The sequence below is a fragment of the Leeuwenhoekiella blandensis MED217 genome (assembly GCF_000152985.1).
In the GTDB taxonomy this organism is placed as follows: Bacteria; Bacteroidota; Bacteroidia; order Flavobacteriales; family Flavobacteriaceae; genus Leeuwenhoekiella; species Leeuwenhoekiella blandensis.
This window is the reverse complement of record NZ_CH672395.1, coordinates 2,879,195-2,901,311: the sequence shown is the minus strand read 5'-3', so window position 1 is coordinate 2,901,311 and position 22,117 is coordinate 2,879,195. Positions and strand designations below refer to the sequence as shown.

Annotated in this window: 20 protein-coding genes; 11 read left to right on the top strand and 9 right to left on the bottom strand. The window is 41.0% G+C overall.

What is annotated here, in order from left to right; translation table 11 throughout:
• The first annotated feature begins 95 nt into the window (after positions 1-95).
• From MED217_RS12510 to MED217_RS12495, 4 genes are read left to right on the top strand one after another with little or no spacing between them, the layout of a single operon-like run.
• Complete coding sequence (locus tag MED217_RS12510; protein ID WP_009780891.1) at positions 96-1,097, top strand: GNAT family N-acetyltransferase; 1,002 nt, start codon at positions 96-98, stop codon at positions 1,095-1,097.
• Complete coding sequence (locus MED217_RS12505; protein WP_009780890.1) at positions 1,094-2,194, top strand: DegT/DnrJ/EryC1/StrS family aminotransferase; 1,101 nt, start codon at positions 1,094-1,096, stop codon at positions 2,192-2,194. The genes MED217_RS12510 and MED217_RS12505 overlap by 4 nt, the downstream gene beginning before the upstream one ends.
• The gene (locus MED217_RS12500; RefSeq protein ID WP_009780889.1) at positions 2,187-3,479 is read left to right on the top strand and encodes an O-antigen translocase; all 1,293 of its coding nucleotides are present in this window, start codon (positions 2,187-2,189) and stop codon (positions 3,477-3,479) included. The genes MED217_RS12505 and MED217_RS12500 overlap by 8 nt, the downstream gene beginning before the upstream one ends.
• Positions 3,473-4,480 (top strand): acyltransferase family protein, encoded by a 1,008-nt coding sequence (locus tag MED217_RS12495; protein ID WP_040532806.1) that lies wholly within the window; start codon positions 3,473-3,475, stop codon positions 4,478-4,480. Before MED217_RS12500 ends, MED217_RS12495 begins: the two co-directional genes overlap by 7 nt.
• Here the strand turns inward: MED217_RS12495 and MED217_RS12490 are convergent.
• Positions 4,404-5,600 (bottom strand): glycosyltransferase, encoded by a 1,197-nt coding sequence (locus MED217_RS12490; protein ID WP_009780887.1) that lies wholly within the window; start codon positions 5,598-5,600, stop codon positions 4,404-4,406. The two genes, MED217_RS12495 and MED217_RS12490, sit on opposite strands and share 77 nt — an antisense overlap.
• A gap of 37 nt (positions 5,601-5,637) precedes the next feature.
• Here MED217_RS12490 and MED217_RS12485 point away from each other — a divergent pair, with 37 nt between their 5' ends.
• Positions 5,638-6,738, top strand: coding sequence for a glycosyltransferase (locus tag MED217_RS12485; RefSeq protein WP_316907023.1), 1,101 nt, complete (start codon positions 5,638-5,640; stop codon positions 6,736-6,738).
• Positions 6,731-7,123: a sugar 3,4-ketoisomerase gene (locus MED217_RS12480; protein WP_009780885.1), complete on the top strand. Its 393-nt coding sequence runs from the start codon at positions 6,731-6,733 to the stop codon at positions 7,121-7,123. Before MED217_RS12485 ends, MED217_RS12480 begins: the two co-directional genes overlap by 8 nt.
• Here MED217_RS12480 and MED217_RS12475 read toward each other — a convergent pair.
• The 3 genes from MED217_RS12475 to MED217_RS12465 are packed head-to-tail and all read right to left on the bottom strand — an operon-like array spanning position 7,110 to position 9,621.
• Positions 7,110-8,039 (bottom strand): glycosyltransferase family 2 protein, encoded by a 930-nt coding sequence (locus tag MED217_RS12475; RefSeq protein ID WP_009780884.1) that lies wholly within the window; start codon positions 8,037-8,039, stop codon positions 7,110-7,112. The genes MED217_RS12480 and MED217_RS12475 overlap by 14 nt on opposite strands.
• Positions 8,026-8,922 carry a glycosyltransferase family 2 protein gene (locus tag MED217_RS12470; protein ID WP_009780883.1) on the bottom strand — a complete coding sequence of 299 codons (897 nt, stop codon included), beginning with the start codon at positions 8,920-8,922 and terminating at the stop codon, positions 8,026-8,028. The genes MED217_RS12475 and MED217_RS12470 overlap by 14 nt, the downstream gene beginning before the upstream one ends.
• 15 nt (positions 8,923-8,937) lie before the next feature.
• Positions 8,938-9,621, bottom strand: a complete 684-nt coding sequence (locus tag MED217_RS12465) for a cell division ATP-binding protein FtsE (protein ID WP_009780882.1) — start codon at positions 9,619-9,621, stop codon at positions 8,938-8,940.
• Positions 9,622-9,854: 233 nt separating this feature from the next.
• On the opposite strand from MED217_RS12465, the gene MED217_RS12460 reads away from it, so the two are divergent.
• The 3 genes from MED217_RS12460 to MED217_RS12450 all read left to right on the top strand — a co-directional run bounded on the left by MED217_RS12460 (position 9,855) and on the right by MED217_RS12450 (position 16,404).
• A complete protein-coding gene (locus MED217_RS12460) occupies positions 9,855-12,878 on the top strand; it encodes a tetratricopeptide repeat protein (protein WP_009780881.1) in 3,024 nt (1,007 codons plus the stop codon).
• Positions 12,879-12,907: 29 nt separating this feature from the next.
• Entirely contained in the window at positions 12,908-14,671 is a 1,764-nt protein-coding gene (locus MED217_RS12455) for a TonB-dependent receptor (protein ID WP_230199268.1), read from the top strand.
• Between the two features lie 98 nt (positions 14,672-14,769).
• Positions 14,770-16,404, top strand: a complete 1,635-nt coding sequence (locus tag MED217_RS12450) for an amidohydrolase (protein WP_009780879.1) — start codon at positions 14,770-14,772, stop codon at positions 16,402-16,404.
• 3 nt (positions 16,405-16,407) lie between these two features.
• Here MED217_RS12450 and MED217_RS12445 read toward each other — a convergent pair whose 3' ends face one another.
• The 5 genes from MED217_RS12445 to MED217_RS12425 form a co-directional block, all read right to left on the bottom strand.
• Positions 16,408-17,073 carry a hypothetical protein gene (locus MED217_RS12445; RefSeq protein ID WP_154648939.1) on the bottom strand — a complete coding sequence of 222 codons (666 nt, stop codon included), beginning with the start codon at positions 17,071-17,073 and terminating at the stop codon, positions 16,408-16,410.
• A gap of 116 nt (positions 17,074-17,189) precedes the next feature.
• Positions 17,190-17,423, bottom strand: a complete 234-nt coding sequence (locus MED217_RS12440) for a hypothetical protein (protein ID WP_009780877.1) — start codon at positions 17,421-17,423, stop codon at positions 17,190-17,192.
• A 39-nt stretch (positions 17,424-17,462) separates the two neighbouring features.
• A complete protein-coding gene (locus MED217_RS12435; protein WP_009780876.1) occupies positions 17,463-18,587 on the bottom strand; it encodes a lactonase family protein in 1,125 nt (374 codons plus the stop codon).
• A gap of 207 nt (positions 18,588-18,794) precedes the next feature.
• Positions 18,795-19,598 (bottom strand): MBL fold metallo-hydrolase, encoded by an 804-nt coding sequence (locus tag MED217_RS12430; RefSeq protein ID WP_009780875.1) that lies wholly within the window; start codon positions 19,596-19,598, stop codon positions 18,795-18,797.
• Positions 19,599-19,670: 72 nt separating this feature from the next.
• Entirely contained in the window at positions 19,671-20,132 is a 462-nt protein-coding gene (locus tag MED217_RS12425; protein ID WP_009780874.1) for a GNAT family N-acetyltransferase, read from the bottom strand.
• Between the two features lie 130 nt (positions 20,133-20,262).
• On the opposite strand from MED217_RS12425, the gene MED217_RS12420 reads away from it, so the two are divergent.
• Together MED217_RS12420 and bshB1 are read left to right on the top strand one after the other, a co-directional pair.
• A complete protein-coding gene (locus MED217_RS12420; protein WP_009780873.1) occupies positions 20,263-21,438 on the top strand; it encodes a trans-sulfuration enzyme family protein in 1,176 nt (391 codons plus the stop codon).
• A gap of 56 nt (positions 21,439-21,494) precedes the next feature.
• Positions 21,495-22,117 (top strand): bacillithiol biosynthesis deacetylase BshB1 (gene bshB1 / locus MED217_RS12415; RefSeq protein WP_009780872.1); only part of this gene is annotated, 623 nt, incomplete at its 3' end.

Genomic DNA, 22,117 nt, shown 5'->3' with positions numbered 1-22,117 from the left:
AATAAATGACTGAAAAAGCACTTCCTTAATTGGAGGTGCTTTTTTTATGAACTAATTCCGCTTTGTTTTTTTGTATTTTTCCTTAAAATTTCACCTTGTCAAAGTATCAGATCATACCGTATGCTAAGGAATACAAATCGCGCTGGGATCGTTTTGTAGCATCTTTAAACGGAACCTATAAAGGCTCAAAAAACACGTCTTTTTTGTTTCATCGGGATTTTATAGAATACCATCAAGACCGCTTTGAAGATTTCAGTTTATTGATTTTTAAGGAGGAAAAACTGCGTGCAGTATTACCGGCAAATCGGGTGGGAGCTACGCTTTATTCGCATCAAGGTTTGACATATGGCGGACTCGTTTTAGATGCTGAAATTAGACTGAAAGAAGTCATGGAGTTGTTTCAAGAACTTCTTGGTTTTCTTTCGCAAAGCGGAATTGAAGAGCTCGAGCTTAAAATGTTGCCGCAATTTTATCAGGAGTTACCGGGAGACGAACTGGATTACCTTCTTTTTCTTACGGAAGCTAAACTCATTAAGGCTGAGACCGCTGCAGTGATCGATTACCGCAATCGTATTCCGTTGAATAGTTCGCGAAAACATGCGGTGAATCAAGCTGTAAAAGCTGGATTTTCGGTTGAAAAAACTACCGATTTTGAACCCTTTTGGAATCAAGTGCTCATCCCGAACCTTGAGGCACAGCATGATGCCGAACCCACACATTCTTTAGAAGAAATTACAAGTCTTGCAAAGCGTTTTAAATACAATATTCATCAATTTGAAGTGCGAGATGCGCAGCACCAACTTTTGGCAGGTGCGACTATTTTTGAAACGCAAGTGGTGGCGCACGTGCAATATATTTCAGCAACTCCTGAAGGTAAAAAACAAGGCGCTTTAGACTTCTTATTTCAGCAATTGATCGAGGAACGATTTTCTCATAAATGGTATTTCGATTTTGGGACTTCAAATGAGCAGGCAGGAAACAAACTCAACGCTGGCTTACAGTTTTGGAAAGAAACCTTTGGCGCACGCACCAGAATTCAGCGTACCTATAGGTTGCAGACGAAAAACAGCTTTAAACTTGAAAATGTTGTAATATGATTCCATTTTTAGATTTAAAGAAACTCAATGCGCCTTACGAAGAAGCACTTACGGCTGCTTTTAAAGAAACGCTGCACCAAGGCGATTATATTCTTGGTGAGGCCGTGACCCGGTTTGAACATGAGTTTGCTGACTTCTGTGGTGCCAACTACTGTTTAGGAACAGGCAATGGGTTTGATGCGCTTCAATTGATTTTTGAAGGCTATAAACAACTAGGGAAACTGCAGGAGGGCAACGGAATTTTGCTGGCAGCCAATTCATATATCGCGACCGTTCTAGCCGTAATGCACGCGGGTTTAAAACCGGTTTTTGTCGAGATTGAAACGTCCACCTTCAATATAGATTTAGAGCAGTTACCCGAGCCTGATTCGTCTATAAAAGCAATCTTGATCACGCATTTGTACGGGCAACTAGGTCCGGTAACAGCTGTTGCAGCTTATGCTCAAAAGCACAATTTATTGTTTATCGAAGATGCGGCTCAAGCGCACGGAGCCACTTTGGATACTAAGAAAGCAGGGAGTTTTGGTGATGCGGCAGCTTTCAGTTTTTACCCTACTAAAAATCTAGGAGCATTGGGAGACGGCGGAGCAGTAACTTCTAATGACGAAGCTTTGATGACGGTAATTAAAAGTCTACGAAATTACGGGAGAACCTCTTTTGCTGAAAATAGCTATGCCGGTTTCAATTCGCGTCTAGATACTTTGCAAGCGGCTTTTTTAAGTGAAAAACTGAAAAACTTGAATGCTGACAATCTGCAACGCAGAGCGATCGCCACACGTTATCTCGCTGAAATCAAGAATCCGAAAATCACTTTGCCGTTTTGGGATACTTCAGCGCAGCACGTTTTTCATCTCTTTGTCGTTTTGGTAGAAAACCGGGAGCATTTCCTCGATTATTTGAAATATTCTGAAATCGGTTTTGGAGTGCATTATGCCATTCCGCCGTATCAGCAAAAAGCATTGAAAGCCCATAATCATTTGAAATTTCCGCTAACCGAAAAGGTAGCCCAGACCTGCGTGAGTATTCCTTCGAATCCAACTTTAGATGCTGAAGCAGTGACTCAAATCATCAGCGTTTTAAATAGGTATAATGCTTAAATTTTTACGCCAACTTATCGCGCAACATGTTCTGCTTAAAGTCAGTTCGTTTAATGCTGTGGGTGTTGGTGTGCGCTTGGTTTGCGGACTTGTAACGTCAAAACTTATTGCCTTTTATTTGGGGTCGACCGGGATGGCGGTACTTGGCGATTTACGCAATTTTATAAGCTCGGTGCAAAGTATAGGACAATTGGGCATCAGCAACGGTGTGATCAAATACAGCGCCGAATTCAAAACAGATAAAACCCGGTTACAAAAACTGATAAGTACGGTTTTGAAAGTCGGTTTTCTAGCTTCGGTATTTTTGGGTGTTTCGCTCTTTTTTACGGCTTCTGTCATCAATACCCAAGTTTTTAATGCTAAAATAAATTACACCACGATCATCAAGGTGTTTGCAGTGGTGTTACCGTTTTTTACACTCAATGCTTTAATGCTCAACATCATTAACGGCATTGGCAATTACAAAAAAGTAATTCTGATCAACAGTATCACCAACGTGGCCGGTGTAGCACTTAGCGTGATATTAATTGTCAACTATCAGCTTTATGGGGCGATGCTCGCCGTGGTGCTAAGTGCGGGTATTGGTTTACTCATTACGCTGAGCACTGTTTTTAAAAAGCAACGTCTTTTTAGGGAATTGCTTCAAGAACAGATTGATGGCTCTATGCTTAAAAGATTAGCTTCTTACGGCGGAATGACCCTGTTTTCTGCAATTGTTTCTCCTTGGGTGTACATCGCGATTCGCCAAGAAATTATTGCAGTTGACGGACTAGAAAATGCAGGATATTGGGATGCGATGCTTCGGTTGTCTGATTATTATTTAATGTTCGCGACTACCTTGCTTACACTTTACATTTTACCGAAACTGTCTGCTGCGACATCAAAAAGGGAATTCAGAGCTGAAGTATTTCGGTTTTACAAGACGTTTTTGCCACTATTTGGAGCGGGATTGATCGTTCTGTTCTTTATAAAAACTTGGATTATCCGGCTGGTTTACAGTCCTTCTTTCTTAGATATGCAGCCTGTTTTTATCTGGCAGTTGGCGGGTGATTTCTTTAGAGTCGCAAGTTTGGTGATCGCCTACCAAATGCTAGCAAAAAATAAATTCTGGCTTTTTATAGGTACGCAAGTGCTCTCGCTGAGTATTATTTATTTTAGTAGCGTCTTCTTTATTCAGGATTACGGTTTTGTGGGCGCAGCAATGGGACATTTTCTAAGTTATGTGCTGTATTTGTTGGTATTGTTGCTTATTTTTCGAAACGCTTTATTCGGTAAGTTGTGTTAAAATCTCTGGCCTCATTACGATTTGTTTTTGCGTTTTTGGTGTTTTTGCATCATATAAATGTGCTGCAGGATGCTTTAGGTCACGCCTTTTTTTACGCTTTAAGCGGTTTTATATTGTCTTATGTGTATGCCGAACGCTTCGCGGAACAGCAAATTAGTTTAAGCCGGTTTTTAAAATTGCGCTTGAGCAGACTATATCCGCTTTACGTGTTGACTTTGTTTGCAGCGATTCCTTTAAGTTTGGGATTTTTAGCGAGTAATGCAGAACAGTGGACGCTTCAGTTTGTGGCAAATTTGTTTATGCTGCAAAGCTTTATCCCGAATGCCGAATATTACTTTGCATTCAACAGTTTGGGCTGGAGTATTTCAGATCTATTCTTTTTTTACACGCTGTTTCCCGTGTTGTTATGGGGGTTCAGAAAATATACGCATCGAATCATTTATGGAGTTTTCGGCTTATTTTTTCTACTCATTTTAAGTTTGATGTATATCGTTCCTCAGGAATTGCAGCACTGGTTTTTCTACATCAATCCGTTATTGCGAATTTTTGATTTTGCTTTAGGAATGTTGCTTTTTCAGCTCCTAAAAAAAGCTTCCTTCGGAAAATTCGATTCGAGATTCACTTGGTATGAAATTGGGTCGCTTGCATTGCTCGTGATCTTTTATTCTTCCGCAGCTCTTTTTCCGAAAGTCCTAAGATATTCTGTGTATTACGGGTTGCCGATGTTGGCCGTGATCGGAGTTTTTGCACAGCAGAAAGGTGCGTTGTCAAAACTGCTTTCAAAACCGGTGTTTCTTTTTTTAGGCAATTTGAGTTTTGGATTTTACCTCTGGCATCAGCTTATTTTGAGATACGCACGACGCGCTGTGAACCATTTTGAAATCACACTTGCCGATTGGCAATTCTACAGTTTGAGTTTTATGCTCATTCTTGTGTTTTGCTATTTTTCGTACCGCTTTTTTGAGCTTCCGATGAAGCAGAAACTGCGTCGTCACTTTTAATACTATTCCACGCGCTAACATAGTGCTCAGCGACTTTTAAATAGTTATGATGTTCTTGAACAAAACGCATAGCATGAGTTCCTATTTCAGCAATTCGTTGGGGATTAAGAATAAGTTCTTCCAGATCTTGAGCAATTTTCTTAGCATCCGGAATGGTGTGAATCGCTACGCTGTTGGACGCTACTTGATAACGCTCACAAAATGAAGCTCCGGCGCCGGTAAATACCACTTTGCCTTGTGCCATCGCCTCCAACGCATTATAACCTTGATCTTCGGCATAGGTTTGATCAAGGATGATATCGGCCTCACGATAGGAGTCAATATATTCTGCATAGGGGAGACTCGTAACGCAAATGAGTTTAATGCGGTCACCGAATTTTTGACGAATAATACATAAGGCGGAATCAAAGTAGTAATTGCCTTTTTTGTAATAATTACTTCGGTTAACGCCGTGAAAAATAACAATGCGCTTGTTGGCTGTATTTTTGACATTGTCGAATTTATCAAGCTTGATCGGATTCGGAATCAACCCATAATAATCCGTTCGGCCTTTGTAAATAGGGTGATAATCCAGATCTGTGCTGATGATCAAATCTTTCAGTTCAAATACCAATTCGTGATACTTTTTATGTGCCGCAGTTAAATATTTTTTGCTGTACGGAAAGTCGATATCCGGGTGTTGTAAAATAGGATGATAGGTCAGTTGATCAATGTTGTTCAAATAGATATAATCATCGCCGCAGGCTAAAATAACGAGTTTTGGTGTAAGCTGTCGCAAGCGTTTTATAATGCGTCTTTCAATAAAATAGGGTGTTTTGAAAGGATATTCATTGATAAGCTGAATGACATCAAATTGGGTTTGATCAACCAGCCAATCGAGCGTGCGATAACCTATTTCTAGTGTGGCAATATCGAATTTGGTGATTTTGAAAACTCCTTTTCTAAGCGTCTGCAATAGGCGACTTTCTTCAATGCGTTTGGCCTTGATCAGCACATCTGAAGGAAGTTTCTTAAACGCATCGCCAGTACTTATGAGTGTGACCTCGTGTCCGTTTGCGAGCAAGCCTGCTTGCAAACTATTATGCAAATTGCTGTATTCTCCCACTAAAAGAATTCTCATAAATGCGCTACATTTAAAGCGAAAAGATACGTAAACTCTGAAATCAAAACCTCAAAATATTTGTGTTCTCGTTGAATCACTTGCCGGCGGTGGGGCAGAGCGTTCGGCGGCTTTGTTGACCCAAATGCTTTCAGATCTTGGTTTTGAGATTCACCTCGTCACGATCACCGATAAAATAGGTTATGAATTTTCGGGTAGGCTTTTCAATCTGGGAAAATACAAGAATGCAACCAACGGCATCTTCAATAAATTAAAACGGTTCCGTCGTTTTAAAAAATACTTGCACGAGCAGGAAATTGATGTTGTTCTGGACTTTAGAATGCGTCGCAATGCCTTAAAAGAATTTTTAATTCAGCGGTATTTGTATCCGGGATTTAAAGTTGTGTTTATGGTGCGTAGTGCTAATTTTGGCTATTATTTTCCGGAGCCAGATGTTGTTGCAAAGCAACTTTTTAAAGATGCAGAACTCTGCGTACTTACCGAAGCTATGAAGCAAAACATAGAGCGACGTTTTGGTTTTGAAAAAATTAAGGTACTTCCCAATGCAATTGAGTTGTCTGCTTACGAGCGAAATTATCCTGAACCCAATGATGTAACTCATCCGTATATTCTAGCGAGTGGAAGGTTGCAAAGAGGGGTGAAGCAATTTGATAAGCTTATTGAAACCTATGCAAAAAGTGAATTGCCAAAACTAGGCATTGACCTGTATATTTTGGGACAAGGCGAAATGCTTTCAGGACTTCGGCAACTTGCTAAAGATTTGAATATAAGCGATAAAGTTGTTTTTAAAGGTTTTATAAATTATCCCGAACCTTATGTAACCCATGCGCTATTTTCAGTTTTGTGCAGTGCTTTTGAAGGTTTTCCGCGGGTGATCTTAGAAAGTCTCGCGTGCGGAACTCCGGTAATTTCAACAGATTGTCCTACCGGTCCGCGCGAACTTCTTGACGGTACCAATGGAATTCTGGTTCCGCATCAGGATTTTGAAGCTTTAAAGGAGGCGATGAATTGTCTGGCGCAAGAGGAGCACACAAGAAACCGATTTAAAGCTGCAGCCCGAGCGAGTATTCGTAAGTTTGATGTCGCACAGATTGCACCGCAATGGCAAGGCTACCTTAACGCACTGTATAATGATTGAACGTATAAAACTCCCTAAAATAGAAGATCGAAGAGGTAACCTTTCGGTGCTTGAAAAGGATATTGTGCCTTTTGAATTCAAGCGGGTGTACTACTTGTATGACGTGCCCAGTGGTGCATCTCGTGGTGGACATGCCCATATCGAGCAGAACGAATTTTTAATCGCGCTTTCGGGAAGTTTTGATGTGGTTATTCACGATGGGAACAATACCCAAACATACACGCTTAATAAACCGGATGAAGGTTTATTGATTCCCAACGGCTATTGGCGCGAGCTTCATGATTTTTCGAGTGGAGGTATTTGCCTGGTTCTGGCGAGTGCTGTTTTTATCGAAGCAGATTATATACGGGATTTTGAAGCATTTCTCCAGTTTAAAAAGCAGTAAGGCGAATCCCGCGCTTTAAAAAGAAGATCTTCACTTTTCTAATACTCACAAGTAGGATGCGTGGAGCATATAACAGAAAGCGTTGTTTTTTATTTAATACTGAAGTATCAAGTTTGGCCTTCAGTTTTTTGAAGAGATCTTTTCTGCCTTCCGTTTTATAAAAGATACAGAGAAAATAGCGTTTGGTATGAATGTAAATGCGCAACGATTGATGATCGGGATGTGCTCGTAGCAGTTTACCAAATTTAGGTGCTTGCAACTCGCTCTTCTTTTGACTACTGATCTGCCCCGGGACTTCGGTACGGTAGGTACAGGTGATCTCAGGATGAAATGCGGTTTGAAACTCTAGATGCGCTCTGATCAAAAAATCTACATCTTCAGAATAAGTAGTTTGCTCATTAAATCCTGCCAGCGTGTTGAAACTTGCTTTTGTAAAAGCCAGTGCGCTGGGAATGATCAGGGGTTGATACAAACTTTCGGTAAAAAAATCAGTGAGTATATACGGGTGCTTGTGTGCCGTATTTAATTTGGGTTTTACAGTCTTCCCGGAGTTGAAGAGCTCTTGATAACCTGTCGCAAAAAGCTGTGCTTCAGGAAAATTTTCAGACAGTTCTACGAGGTGTTTCAGATGATTAGGTAACCAAAGATCGTCTGCGTCGAGAAGGGCGATAAGTTCGTATTGGGCTTCCGCTACTCCGCGATTCCGGGTTTTTGATAGTCCGTGATTTTTCTGATCGATGATACGTATGCGTGTATCCTCAAAGCTTCGCATAATGTTGAGGCTGGCGTCTGTAGAACCGTCGTTAATAAGTAAGAGTTCAAAACTGGAGTAGGTTTGTTGGAGTACAGACGTGATGGTTTCTATCAGATACGCCTCTTTATTAAAAACCGGAATGACGATACTAACGTGTTTCATCTTCTCGCTTTAACTTTAAATAATAGCACAGCCGGTACAGGTCAAAAAGTCTTAAGTTGGGATTGCTTCCGCAGAGATTTTTTAAAATACGATGCTCGTAACGCGTAAACTGTCGAAGTAAAAAGGGGGCTAGTTTGCGTTTTTCCAGGGCTTGTCTCACGCGCTGAAGCGGGCGATAATCTGGCGGAATCAACTGTTGCTCTTCTAAATGAACAAGCGTCTCCAGGGCCTGATGCGTTTTTAATAAATAAGCAGCCGAAGTTTCAATGCCGTGATGCACGGTGGGATTGTCTAGATGTAAAACCGAAACCTGTTGTTGCTCTAAACGATGCGAAAAATAGGGATCCAATCCGTAGGCTTTTTCTTGAGCCGGATTGCATTTTAGGAATACCGATTTTTCAATAACTAAATGCTGACTGATTAAAGCCAAATAGGTTTTTTGATTACGCTCAGACACCGATTTTACCTCCCGGTTTTTACCATACGTATAATGCAAGGCATTTTCCTTTTGAGGAAGTGTGTTAGGATAGGCGATACCGCCAAAAACCACCTGAGCTTGATCAAGATGTTCAACACACGACGTTAAGAAGTTTTTCCGTAACGGAAGCACATCGGCATCGAGAAAGAGTAAATGATCGTAGTGCGCTTGGGTTGCAAGAAATTGGCGTGTTGCGGTTCTGCCACGATTTTCACTAAATCGGGTATACCGGCAATTATGCTGCGCTGCAAGTAGCTTATTTGCTTTTTGAATTTCACTAGCTGTCGAAGCATCATCTGCAATACAGATCTCAAAAGCGATCTGCAAATCGCCGGTCATCTTAGACAAGCCGGCTAAAAGTTTATCTAGTGCATCATTGTAGACGGGTATGAGAATGGATAACATATCCCGAAATTAGAATTAAATCGTCTTTTGTACGACTTCAAAGATTTTATTTCCGTCGCATTTGAGGGTTTTGGAAGGGTATTTTAAAAGCAGTGCATAATCGTGCGTAGCCATTAAAATGGTATTTCCGTTTTTGTTGATCTCCTGCAAAACACCCATAACTTCTACAGAAGTTTGCGGATCGAGATTTCCGGTTGGCTCATCGGCAAGAATCAATTCTGGGTCGTTCAAAAGCGCACGCGCGATAGCTACCCGTTGCTGCTCACCGCCAGAAAGTTGGTAAGGGTATTTAAAGCCTTTAGTTTTCATTCCTACTTTATCCAGCACCTTATCGATTTTGTCGTCCATCTCGTTTTGGTTTTTCCAGCCTGTGGCTTTCAAAACAAACTTGAGATTTTCTTTTACGGTGCGATCATTCAGCAGTTTAAAATCCTGAAAAACAACGCCCAGTTTTCTGCGTAGGTATGGGATTTGCTTTTCTTTTAAAGTCGTCAGGTCAAAGTCTACAATGGTTCCCTGGCCTTGCTGTAATGGGAGATCACCGTAAAGCGTTTTCATAAAACTACTTTTACCGCTTCCGGTTTTCCCTATGAGGTACACAAATTCGCCTTTATTGATCGTAAGGCTTACTTCAGAAAGAATAAGACTTTCGCGTTGAAAAATAGAGGCATTTTGAAGTTGCAGAACCGGTGTAGACATAAAGAAGCTTCTAATATTTGATAATTAGCTAACGTCAAAAGTACAATAACTATTTCATTTGTATAGTAGCTTTAGGGTCTATTGAATGAAGCCTTTAAATTCCTGAAAGGAAGTTCTTTTTAAGAAGCCTACTGTAGATATAATTATCCTAGTTTTGTAACGTTATTAACAGTAGTCACTTTTTAAAAAACATACTTTTGAACGTGCTGCTTTTGCAACTTAACCTAGAACATATGATCAAGAAATATGCCTGTATAGGGCTTCTCACACTGCTCACAATGCCGCTTCTCTTGGCACAGCAGTCTGCCGCTTTTACAAACGATCTGGCAAAATACAACAAGGCGCTCTCGCTGTATAACAGCAAACAATACCTCGCCGCGCAAACACTTTTCAACGAAATAAAACAGGAAGCAGACGATCCTACGATCAAAGGAGATTGTGCGTATTATATCGCAAATGCTGCGGTGCGCCTCAACCAAAGTGGTGCCGATGCCGCGATGCAAAAATTTGTTGAAGAATATCCTACGAGTACCAAGCGCAATTCTGCTTATAAGGATGTCGCCGATTATTACTACGAGAACGGGAAATATTCGGTAGCTAAGCGCTGGTATGAGCAAGTAGACCTGTCTCGCTTGAACTGGAGCGAGCTCGAGCGCTATAATTTCAATATGGGGTACATTCATCTAAAAACCAACAGACCTCAGGAGGCCAAAGTGTATTTTAGCCGTGTGCGCAATTCTGAAAAGTACGGAGCGCAGGCGAAGTATTATGAAGGTTTTATGGCGTATGAAAATGATGATTATGAAGAGGCGAGTCAGCTTTTTGAAGAAATAGAAGCCGAAGAAGGAACCCGCGAAGACCTGAGTTATTTTAAAGCCGATCTAAACTTTAAACAAGGTAATTTTGAAGAAGCGATCCAATTGGCCAAAGAACAACTTCCTACTGCAAACCGACTCGAGCAATCTGAATTGAATAAGATCATTGGAGAGAGTTATTTCAACTTAGGACAATTTGATGAAGCGCTTCCTTACCTAAAAGAATATCGCGGTAAACGTGGACGTTGGAGCAACACCGATTACTATCAACTGGGCTATGCGTATTACAAGCAAGGTGATTATGACAGCGCCATAGGGGAGTTCAATAAAATTATAGATGGAAAAAACAGCGTTGCTCAAAATGCGTATTACCATCTTGCTGATGCCTATTTAAAAACCGGTAAAAAGCAGGAAGCTTTAAATGCGTTTAGAAATGCTTACCAAATGGATTTTGAACCGAAGATCAAAGAAGATAGCGGACTCAATTACACCAAGTTGAGTTATGAGATCGGGAATGCCTATGAGCCGGCTCCGCAAGCCATTGGTAACTATTTAGAACAATATCCTGACACTCCCGAGCGTCAGCAATTGCAAACTTTACTCATCGACTCGTACATCACTTCTAAGAATTATGAAGGAGCGATGGAACTCATTGAGAATAACCGAAATTTTGAAGATAAAGTAGCCTATCAAAAGGTGGCTTTTTACCGCGGAATCGAACTTTATAATGACGGCGACTACCAAGAGGCGATCATCAATTTTGAAAAATCTTTAAGTGAACCACGCACTCCGGAGTTCACCGCACGCGCGCTATATTGGAAAGCCGAAAGTGAATACACCATAAACCGTATTGATGATGCGTTGTTGACGTTTAAGCAGTTTGAACAGAACAGCGCCGCACGCTCGTTACCAGAATATGACAACCTAGCCTACAACTTGGGCTATGCCTATTTCAAAAAGAAAAACTACAATCAGGCGACAAAATACTTTAGTCAGTTTACCCAATCGGGAACGGATGATAATGTGAGAAAGATGGATGCCTATATGCGTCTGGGTGATAGCCATTTTATTGAAAGTGAGTATTGGCCGGCGATGGAAGCTTACAATGCCGCTATCGCAATGCCTGGTGGAAATAAAGACTATGCGACTTTTCAGAAATCGATAAGCTACGGTTTTGTAGATCGCAACGCGCAAAAGATCGAAGGCTTAAGCAATTTTGCTAACGTTTTTCCACAGTCGAGCTACAGAGATGATGCTTTGTATGAATTAGGAAACACTTACGTTGCTACAGGTGATAATGAGCGTGGTATTCAGGCCTACGATCGTCTGGTGCGTGAGATTCCAAAGAGCAAGTTCGCAGCAAAAGCCCAGCTTAAAAAAGCGCTTATTTACGACAATACCAGTAGAAGCGATCAGGCATTGAATTTATTCAAGCGTGTAGCTCAAGATTACCCGGGAACGCCTGAGGGTGTGCAGGCGGTAGCTTCAGCAAAACTAATTTATATAGACAAAGGTCAGGTTGATGAATACGGAAGATGGGCCAATACCCTAGATTATATTTCGGTTGAAGATTCAGAATTGGACGATGCGGCTTTCTCTTCTGCAGAGCAGCAATTGGTAGGAAGCAACAACGCGCAAGCAATTCAGAATTTCGAAAAATACCTGAGAGAATACCCTAACGGACAACGTGCGATGGAAGCACATTTTTACTTAGGTCAGCTTTATTTTGGTCAGAATGAATATGCAAAAACAAAGTCGCATTATAAATATGTGATCGACAAAGAACGCAGCGAATTTACCGAGCAGGCCCTGGCACGATTGGGTCAGGTGTATTTGAGTGAAAGCAATTATGCCGATGCGGTTCCTGTTTTAAAACGTCTGGAGACCGAAGCGGATAGTGCACAGAACGTGATTTTTGCACAAAGTAACTTGATGAAATCCTATTACGAGTTGCAGCAATATGCCAATGCTGTAAGTTATGCCGATAAAGTATTGGCGAATTCCAAAATCGATAATAATGTAAAAAGTGATGCGCAGGTGATTATCGCGCGTAGCGCAATGCAAACCGGTGATGAGAATAAAGCAGCCGCAGCCTATCGCGAAGTTTCAAAAATTGCAACTGGTGCCTTAGCCGCAGAAGCCTTGTACTACGATGCGTATTTTAAGAACAAGAACGCTGACTATACCGGTTCTAATGCATCGGTACAAAAGCTGGCTAAAGATTATAGTGGTTATAAAGAGTACGGAGCAAAAGGTTTGGTCTTGATGGCTCAAAACTTTTATGAGTTGGATGACGCGTATCAAGCGACTTATATATTAGATAACGTGATCACCAATTTTACAGATTATCCTGAAGTTGTTGCTGAAGCGCAACAAGAACTTACCCGTATTAAAGCTGCAGAATCTAAAACCAATTCTTCTTTAGAGGAAGGAAATAACTAAAGTTGAGGTTTATGTGCAAACAATCATTAATGAAAACATCTATGAAGATTCAATATATAAAATCCATTTTCACGCTCACGTTGATGCTGGCAGGGCTAAGTCTTGCGCAGGCTCAGGATAAAGGGAATCTGGGAACCGAAGTAGTAAATGTGGTTAAGCCCTACACTCCAGAGATTGGTGATGCATTTAAAGTCAAAGCGACTCCGGCTTTAAATGATTCTTTAAATACGGCTAAGAAAAAAGTAACCTACGGTATTTTTTCGGTACCGGTAGCTTCTACTTTTACGCCTGCAAAAGGAAAGGCTGCTCAGGTAGAAAAAGCAAAACCTGTAAAATTATACGACAATTATGCGCGTTTGGGCTTTGGTACCTATACCACTGCTTTGGCTGAATTTTACAGCAATTTTGAGATCGACCGGGATTCTAATTTCGGAATATACCTCAATCATAATTCGTCTCAGGGAGAAATTGATGGTGTTGTGCTGGATAATCAGTTTTACGATACCGATTTGAATTTGAGTTATGCTACACGAGATCGCGATTATAATTGGTATGCAGATCTTGACCTGGGCCACAAACTTTTTAATTGGTACGGCCTTGATGAGTTTGTAGCGGCTTCACCTACATTGGTTGAAAGTATAGATCCTGTACACAGCTATTTCCAAGCCGGATTAAGCGGAGGTGTTGAATTTAACGAAGGCTTTTTTGAAGGAGCCACAGCACGTTTGGGATATTTTGGTGACTCATATGAGTCGAGCGAAATACGCGCAGTCATTGCTCCGGAATTTATGATTCCTATTACCGATCAGAAAATAAGCATCGATCTCAAATTGGATTATTTAAGTGGAAGTTTTGATCGTAACTATCGCAATTCAGAAGCTATAGAATACACGCATTTTATAGCGAGTGCCAATCCTAGTTTGCAGATTTTATTAGAGGATCTTAGGCTGGATCTGGGAGTCAATGTAGCCGCAGATCTAAATCCTGACGCAGACAAAACAGATATCAATATTTATCCAAGTGTACAGGCTTCCTACAATGTGGTAGATGAATATTTTATTGCTTATGGTGGTCTTGAAGGAGGTCTGATGCAAAACAGCTATCAGGAGCTTGCTGCCGAAAATCCGTTTGTGTCTCCAACATTAGATTCACTTTCACCAACCGATCAGAAATACGATCTATTTGCGGGAATTAAAGGAAAGTTAAGCAGCGCAATGAGCTATAATTTACGCGCCAGCTATTTGGCAGAGGACAACAGATTATTGTACAAAAACAACTTCAGATCGGTAAGTGAAGGAACACTTGCAGGAGCAGAAAATTATCAGTTTGGTAATTCTTTTGGTATCGTGAATGACAACTTGAAAACACTTTCCATTTTTGGAGAGCTCAACTTTGATGTGAATAGCAATTTAAAAATGCGCATCAACGGGGAAGCTTTTAGCTACGATACAGATATGGAAGAAGAAGCCTGGAATTTACCCGATTTTCAAGCTTCATTCTTTGCAGATTACCAGATCGATGAACATTGGTTTGCCGGGGTGACGTTGTTCTATGTGGGCGCACGTAACGATCAGGTAGATGTACAAACCAGTTCGATTGTGTCTAATCCGCAGTTGGTGGAGTTAGAGAGTTACTTTGATGCTAATGCGCACGCGGGTTATCGCGTTAATGATCAGTTATCATTTTTTGCGCGTGTAAACAATGCTTTTGGTAATAATTATCAGCGTTGGGTTAACTATCCTGTACAAGGAATTCAGGGAATGGCAGGTGCTACCTACCGCTTCGACTGGTGAAAAATCAGGACCATTACAATATAAACTCCCAATTTTGGGAGTTTTTTTGTTTTAGGCAATGCCGTCTTAATTTGTACATTCGCAAAAAAATACAGACTATGCGCAATGTTCTTTTTGGTTTATTAGGTTTTCTGGTGTTGTTGAGTTGTGAAGATAAGGCTTCAGATAAGGTTGAGGTCGATGCTATTTTTTACAACGGAAATATATATACTGTAGATTCGGGTTTTTCTAAGGCCGAAGCTTTTGCAGTAAAAGATGGGAAATTTGTAGCAGTAGGTTTAACCGATTCTATCCAGGCAAACTATTCGGCTAAAACGATGACCGATCTTGCCGGAAAGACCGTACTTCCGGGACTCATCGATGCGCATTGTCATTTCTACAGATTTGGTGAGTCGTTGCAAAATGCAGATCTGGTAGGTACCCAAAGTTATGACGAGATCATAGATCGACTTGCCGCTTTTCAGAAGGAAAAACCTAGTGATTTTGTTTTTGGTCGCGGTTGGGATCAAAACGATTGGGAAAATAAAGCCTTTCCTACTAAAGCAAAACTAGATTCTCTTTTTCCGGATATTCCTGTAGCGCTTCAGCGTATTGACGGTCACGCCTTATTGGTAAATCAGAAAGCTTTAGATCTTGCTAAAATTGATAACACCACAATTACCGAAGGCGGCGAAGTCATTCAGGAAGGCGGAGAAGTAACCGGCGTTTTGATCGATAATGCAATGGATCTGGTCTATAATGTCATGCCAAAATTAAGTAGAGAACAAAGTATACAAGCGCTAAAGGATGCACAAGACTATTGTTTTGATTATGGTTTGACCACGGTAAATGATGCCGGTCTCGATCGAAACACGATTTTACTTATAGATAGTTTACAAAAGGCAGGAACGCTTGAGATGCGTATGTATGCGATGATCAGCAATACCGCAGCCGATGTAGATTATTTTATTGAGAACGGAATTTTAAAAACTGAAAAACTCAATGTAAGATCGGTTAAAGTCTATGGCGACGGAGCTTTAGGTTCTCGTGGTGCTGCTTTGCGTGCACCGTATTCTGACCGTCATAACCACTATGGAGCGATGGTAACGCCGGTAGACAGTATTTACAGTTTGGCTAAAAAACTGGCAAAAACCGATTTTCAAATGAATACGCATGCGATTGGTGATTCGGCAAATACGGTGATCTTAAATGCCTATGCCGAAGCTTTAAAAGATGAATCTGATCGTCGCTGGAAGGTAGAGCATGCACAGGTGATCTCGCCAGATGACTTTGATTACTTTGATGATAATATTTTGCCTTCGGTACAGCCTACACACGCAACCAGCGATATGTATTGGGCAAAAGAGCGTTTAGGCGAACGCCGAATGAAAGGCGCTTATGCGTATAAAAAACTATTGAATGAAGCCGGAGTGATCGCATTAGGAACCGATTTTCCGGTAGAGCGTGTCAATCCGTTTTACACGTTTTATGCTGCCGTCGCTCGTAAGGATCTGATGCAGTTTCCTGAAGGTGGTTTTCAGAAAAAAGATGCTTTAACGCGTGAAGAAACTCTACGCGGCATGACCATCTGGGCTGCCTATTCCAATTTTGAAGAGAACGAAAAAGGAAGCATCGAAGCCGGTAAATTTGCAGATTTCATCGTGATGGATCAGGATATTATGACCATCGATGAAGATGCTATTCCTAATCTAAGTGTCAATCAAACCTGGCTAGGCGGGAAGCAGGTCAAGTAAGGATTAGATACAGCTGTTTTTAGCATAGGAGAAAACGGCTCTACCCAGCTCAATAATTTTACCGTCTGAATCAATGCGCAAATGAACTTGGTCTGTTTGATAAGGAAGGCAGCCACTTACAAGTTCAGAAACTAAAAGTTCAAAATGGTCGTCTACTTTTCGGATGGCCCCCGTTTCTTTACTGCTAGAACTGTGGGAATACCCGTTTACATTAGCCCAAAGTATAGCTTCAGATGCACTGTCTATTGTACCTAAGAATGTCAAAAGTTGCTCTGGCGTGTTCAAAATTGCATTGGTGCCCTCTTCTTGCAATTTGATATATAGAAAACAATAGGAAGGTAGACAACCTCCTGCAAAACCAAACATCGTCTCCATAGCGTTGAATGATTCAGCACACGTATCAGCATCAGAAACATTAGCGCAAAGAGTACCTTCGGAGGTAATAAGTTCTTCATCTGCATTACCTTCTATTGAATACAAAAGTTCATAGTAATTAAAGGTAACCTCCGGATTCAAATCGGTATATGGAAAACGTTCAGTAATTGTATCGAACTTTGATAAGTCTACGTGTATCGAATCATCTTTACTACAACCTAATACAACAATTGAAAGAAAAAGGTAGCTGAATATTTTGGCCATACAAACAGTGCGTTTTGAAAATAAACTCATGGAGTTTATTTTTCAGTTATTAAACTCTTATTAAGATGCTTAACTGTTTGATTGGTTGCGTAGAAATGTCGTTGTTTTTCAGATTATGTTGACGAATCAGTAAGTGAACAGCACGTTTAAACCACCCAACTTTTACCCACAAGCATCCAGGAGATCAGGGTTTGTTTTTTACCCAATTGGGAATCTATTTTTTGAATTCGTGGCGTTAAGATCACAGTAACTACAGCACAAGTTGCGGCTTTAACTGCACCATCAAAGCTAGGAAACAGCCACTGCAGCAAATACCAAATGCCTACATAGCTGATAAAGAAAGCAAACGTACTTAGAAAGATAACTGTAAAACGGTTCATGGTTATAAGATTTTGTTTGAGATAAGATAAAAAATAGATCTATTCAAACAAAATACAAACCGGAGTAGGAGCAGTGATTTCTGAAGCGTAGGTCATCAAACCGCTTTCAGGATCTCGGGTGTAAGAAACGAGGTTATTGCTGTTTTGATTGGCTACGATCACAAACTTTTCATCCGGTGTCAATTGAAAGTTACGCGGATCTTTTCCTTTTGTAGGCTCGTTTGCAATTAGGGTTAAACTTCCGTCTTCTGTCACCTCAAGAATAGCGATGCTGTCGTGACCGCGGTTTGAAGCGTAAATAAACTTGCCGTCTTTACTGATGTGTATATCGGCTGCTTTACTGAAGGCATCAAAGTCCTCAGGTAGTATCGAAGTCACTGTTTTAACGCTATAACGCTCATTCTCTTTACCTATTTGTGCTACGGTGTTGTCTAACTCATTCAACACATAGATAAAGCCGTTGGATGGATGAAAAACCAAGTGCCGCGGACCAGCACCTTCTGGTAAATCCAGCTTTTGTGGTTCAGCAGGTTCGAGTTTATTTGTTTGTGTGTTGATCTTTGAAAACCATAATTGGTTGGTTCCTAAATCAGCAGAGACGATTCCGCTACCATCGGGTAAAAACCAAGCGGAATGTGCGTGTGGTCCTTCCTGACGATCGGTAGTGCCTTGGCCTTCGTGTTGTTCCACATCAAGCAACTCTGAAAGACTGCCGTCTTGTTCATTCAATTTTAAAAGTCCGACGTTTCCCCCGGTATAATTAGCAACCAGTACATAATTGGCTTCGTTTATCGTTACAAAACACGGATTTGCGCCGCCACTGTTTTGTTCGTTAATCGGTGTTAAGGTATCGCCTGCAACTTTAAAAGTTCCTATTTTCCCTTGTTCCCTTTCGGTAACCGAAAGCAAAATGTCTTTAGCATCATTAAATGCGAGGAAAGAAGGGTTAGCAACTTCTGCAGCAAGTACCGGTTTGGTAAAGGTGCCATCTGCTTCAAGACTTGCTTTATAGATTCCTTGGCTATCGCCATCGGTATAGGTGCCAATATAAAAGCTGGTATGCTCCGTATTTTGAGTTTCAGTCATTGGAGTTTCCTTTTGAGATTCGGTGTTTTTACAGGAAATTAGCGCAGTTAAGCAAAGACTTAAGAATACAGCTTTCATGGATTGTTTTTTTAATTATTCCGCTTTAGCGAACTTTAAAAATACTGTATTTATTGGCGTCGCCAAAGGATTTATTTCTCATAGGCTTGCCTTGAAATAGATTACTTGATCCTTGAAGCTAATGCTTTTCCACTTAGGTTGCCCTAAAAGAGTATCGCATTAAAAAATCCCAACACGTTGTATTGGGATTTTATAATTTTTGAAAGTTTATTCAGCGCCGTTGGGATACCAATCGAGTAGCATCACTTCGGTGCCAACATTTGCAGAATCTACAATTCCTTTAAACTTTTCTACATCGCTTAGGCCGTCCTTACCTCTAAAGTGATACGGATACACCTCTTTCGGTTTGAATGCGATCACGCCATCTGCTGCACTTTCAACAGTCATTGTATACGGAAGATTCATACAAACGTAAGCTTTATCGATGTTTTCCAGATTACGCATCTCTGGGATATCTTCGGTATCTCCGGAGAAATAAACGCGCATTCCATCTTTCTCAAGTACATAGCCATTACCTCTTCCCTTAGTGTGAAATTGTTTGGCTTCTTCTCTCAAGTTGTACATAGGTATCGCGGTCAACGTATAGCCATCCCAAGATTTAGCTTCTTCATTATTGATCACAGTTACTTGAGCGCGTATAGGACCTTCAAGTTGATCAAAAACCGCTTGCGGCGCATAAATGGTAGTCTCAGGCGTCGCAACAGCCTTAAGTGTAGCTTGATTTAAATGATCGCCGTGAATGTCTGTTACCAGAATTACGTCTGGATCCGGTTGGCCTTCAAAAGCTTCTGCACCACCTACAGGATCGATATAAAAAACGCTATCCCCAAATTCAAAAACAGCAGTAGCATGCTCAATAGGTGTAAGGTTAAATTCTGCTTCTGCCTCTAAAGCTTCAGTGTTCATTGCTACTTCTTCGGTTTCTTTGGTAGCATCATCTGCGGTCTTGTTTTCATTTTTACAGCTTAATAAAGCCGTAGCAACAAAAACAGAAAGTATAATTTTTTTCATAGTCGTATTAAATGGTTTAGCTACAAAGGAACTAAGAAAAATGAGCTTTATGTATTAAAGAAATCGTAAACCTTAAAGCTTGATTTTCATTTTAATATCGGCACGCTCATAGGGGTTTGGGGTTTCTAAAGGGATTTCTTCAAAGCCGAATTTACGATAGAGGTAAATCGCATTTTCTAACTTTCGGTTCGAATATAAGATGAGTTGGTCAAGGCCTTTATCGCGTGCAAAATCAAGCGTATACTGCAATAATTTTTGACCTATTTTCTGTCCTCTTAGGTTGGTGTCTACAGCCATTTTTGTCATTTCAAATACTCCATTCTCATCGGGCATTAAGGCGACCACACCGGCAACCTTTCCTTCTAAGAGAACCACAAGAATATCGCCGCCGGGTTCAATAATAAAACGATACGGATCGCTCAGTACTTCATCGTCGTGTGGTTCTACCACAAAGTATTGCTCCAGCCAATGCAGATTAAGTTGTTTGAAAGGAGCATCATATTCAGTCTTATAGGTGTCAAAAACAAGTTTCATAGGGTAAATTTAGGGCTGCAAAGTTAATACAGAAGGAATTGACGCATTCAATTTGATGCTAATTAAAGCAGTCTTAACGCGATGTTCAGTCGGCTTTTTGTAAATTCGAAGCAGACTAAATAACCCTATTATGACCGATCAAAAATTAGGTTTAAATACCATTTGCACTCACGTGGGTGAGGTGAAAGATGAGCAATTCAAAGGCGCAGTGTCGCCCATATATATGTCTACTTCTTACGCTTATGAAGATGTTGAAGTAAAGCGTTATCCAAGATATTTCAATACGCCTAACCAAGAGATGCTGGGTAAAAAGATCGCTGCCCTTGAGGGTGCCGAAGCCGGGATGATCTTTGGTAGCGGGATGGCTGCGGTGAGTACCGCTTTACTCGCTTTTTTAAATGCGGGCGATCATATTGTATTACAAAAGACGCTTTATGGCGGCACCTTTAATCTCGTGGAAGAAGAATTCTCAAAAATGGGAATCGAGTATACGTTCACTTCTGGGCTAGAGCAAGCCGACTTTGAAGCTGCAATCAAAGAAAACACCAAAGTGGTGTATATTGAAACACCATCAAATCCGTTGATGACGGTGACCAATATGCAAATGGTAGCAGATCTGGCAAAGGCTAAAGGCATAATCACGATGATTGATAACACCTTTGCTTCTCCGGTTAATCAGAATCCGGCTGAATTTGGCATCGATATTATTTTGCACAGTGCAACCAAATATATGGGCGGTCACAGTGATATTCTTGCCGGTGCTGTTGCCTGTTCTGAAGCGCATATGGATAAGATCTGGAATAAAGCCAAGAACCTGGGCGGAAGCTTAAGTGACTTTTCGGTTTGGATGCTTGAACGTAGTTTGAAGACGATGGTTTTGCGCGTAAAGCAACAAAACAAAAACGCTAAGAAACTTGCGAAATGGCTTGAGCAAAACGGGCATGTAAAAGCGGTGTATTATCCCGGTTTAAAAACACACCCTGATTATGAACTTGCTAAAAAGCAAATGAGCGGTTTTGGCGGAATGCTTTCTTTTGAACTTTCAGACGAGTTGGATGCTTCTGCTTTTATGAAAGAATTGAAGTTGATCAAACCCTCGATGAGTCTTGCAGGTGTTGAGTCGACCATTCTTTCGCCTACACAAACCTCACATGCTTTGTTAAGTGCTGAAGAACGCGAAAATCAAGGAATCGCAGACGGCTTGTTGCGTTTTTCTGTAGGCATCGAAGAGAAAGAAGACTTGATTGCCGATCTCAAGCAAGCGCTTGAAAAAGTGGTGAAAGACAGTTTAAACTTTAGTATTTAAGTTAGGTTCGCTGTTGCTTGCCGACAGAAAATAGATACGATTTAAAATAACAACTATTGAAATTAGATATACTTGCCATTGGTGCGCATCCTGATGATGTAGAACTTTCCTGCAGTGGTGTTCTTGCCAAGGAAGCCAGCCGCGGAAAGAAAACAGGAATTCTAGATCTTACACGTGGCGAACTGGGAACACGCGGTTCAGCAGCAATCAGAGATCAGGAGGCAGCTGCCGCAGCAAAAATTTTAGGATTAAGCGTGCGCGAAAACATCGCTTTGGCCGATGGTTTCTTTGCCAATGATAAAGAATCACAGTTGCGTATTATTGAGATCATACGTAAATACCGCCCGGAGATTGTGCTGTGCAATGCTATTGATGATCGACATATCGATCACGGTAAGGGAAGCAAATTGGCCAGCGACGCGTGTTTTTTAAGCGGTTTGAAAAAGATCGAAACAACCTTTGAAGGCGAAGCTCAAGAAGCCTGGAGACCTAAACACGTATATCATTACATTCAATGGAAAAACTTGCAGCCCGATGTTGTGGTAGACATTAGCGGTTTTATGGATGTAAAGATGGAATCTGTACTTGCTTACGGTTCGCAGTTTTATGATCCTAATAACCCGGATAACAATACGCCGATATCGAGCAAGAACTTTCAAGATAGCGTAAAATATAGAGC

Bases quoted from the DNA above. Each gene is read 5' to 3' on its own strand.
- MED217_RS12505 (WP_009780890.1), top strand. From the start codon at position 1,094: ATGATTCCATTTTTAGATTTAAAGAAACTCAATGCGCCTTACGAAGAA.
- MED217_RS12500 (WP_009780889.1), top strand. From the start codon at position 2,187: ATGCTTAAATTTTTACGCCAACTTATCGCGCAACATGTTCTGCTTAAA.
- MED217_RS12490 (WP_009780887.1), bottom strand. From the start codon at position 5,600: ATGAGAATTCTTTTAGTGGGAGAATACAGCAATTTGCATAATAGTTTG.
- MED217_RS12480 (WP_009780885.1), top strand. From the start codon at position 6,731: ATGATTGAACGTATAAAACTCCCTAAAATAGAAGATCGAAGAGGTAAC.
- MED217_RS12475 (WP_009780884.1), bottom strand. From the start codon at position 8,039: ATGAAACACGTTAGTATCGTCATTCCGGTTTTTAATAAAGAGGCGTAT.
- MED217_RS12470 (WP_009780883.1), bottom strand. From the start codon at position 8,922: ATGTTATCCATTCTCATACCCGTCTACAATGATGCACTAGATAAACTT.
- MED217_RS12465 (WP_009780882.1), bottom strand. From the start codon at position 9,621: ATGTCTACACCGGTTCTGCAACTTCAAAATGCCTCTATTTTTCAACGC.
- MED217_RS12460 (WP_009780881.1), top strand. From the start codon at position 9,855: ATGATCAAGAAATATGCCTGTATAGGGCTTCTCACACTGCTCACAATG.
- MED217_RS12455 (WP_230199268.1), top strand. From the start codon at position 12,908: ATGAAAACATCTATGAAGATTCAATATATAAAATCCATTTTCACGCTC.
- MED217_RS12450 (WP_009780879.1), top strand. From the start codon at position 14,770: ATGCGCAATGTTCTTTTTGGTTTATTAGGTTTTCTGGTGTTGTTGAGT.
- MED217_RS12445 (WP_154648939.1), bottom strand. From the start codon at position 17,073: ATGAGTTTATTTTCAAAACGCACTGTTTGTATGGCCAAAATATTCAGC.
- MED217_RS12440 (WP_009780877.1), bottom strand. From the start codon at position 17,423: ATGAACCGTTTTACAGTTATCTTTCTAAGTACGTTTGCTTTCTTTATC.
- MED217_RS12435 (WP_009780876.1), bottom strand. From the start codon at position 18,587: ATGAAAGCTGTATTCTTAAGTCTTTGCTTAACTGCGCTAATTTCCTGT.
- MED217_RS12430 (WP_009780875.1), bottom strand. From the start codon at position 19,598: ATGAAAAAAATTATACTTTCTGTTTTTGTTGCTACGGCTTTATTAAGC.
- MED217_RS12425 (WP_009780874.1), bottom strand. From the start codon at position 20,132: ATGAAACTTGTTTTTGACACCTATAAGACTGAATATGATGCTCCTTTC.
- MED217_RS12420 (WP_009780873.1), top strand. From the start codon at position 20,263: ATGACCGATCAAAAATTAGGTTTAAATACCATTTGCACTCACGTGGGT.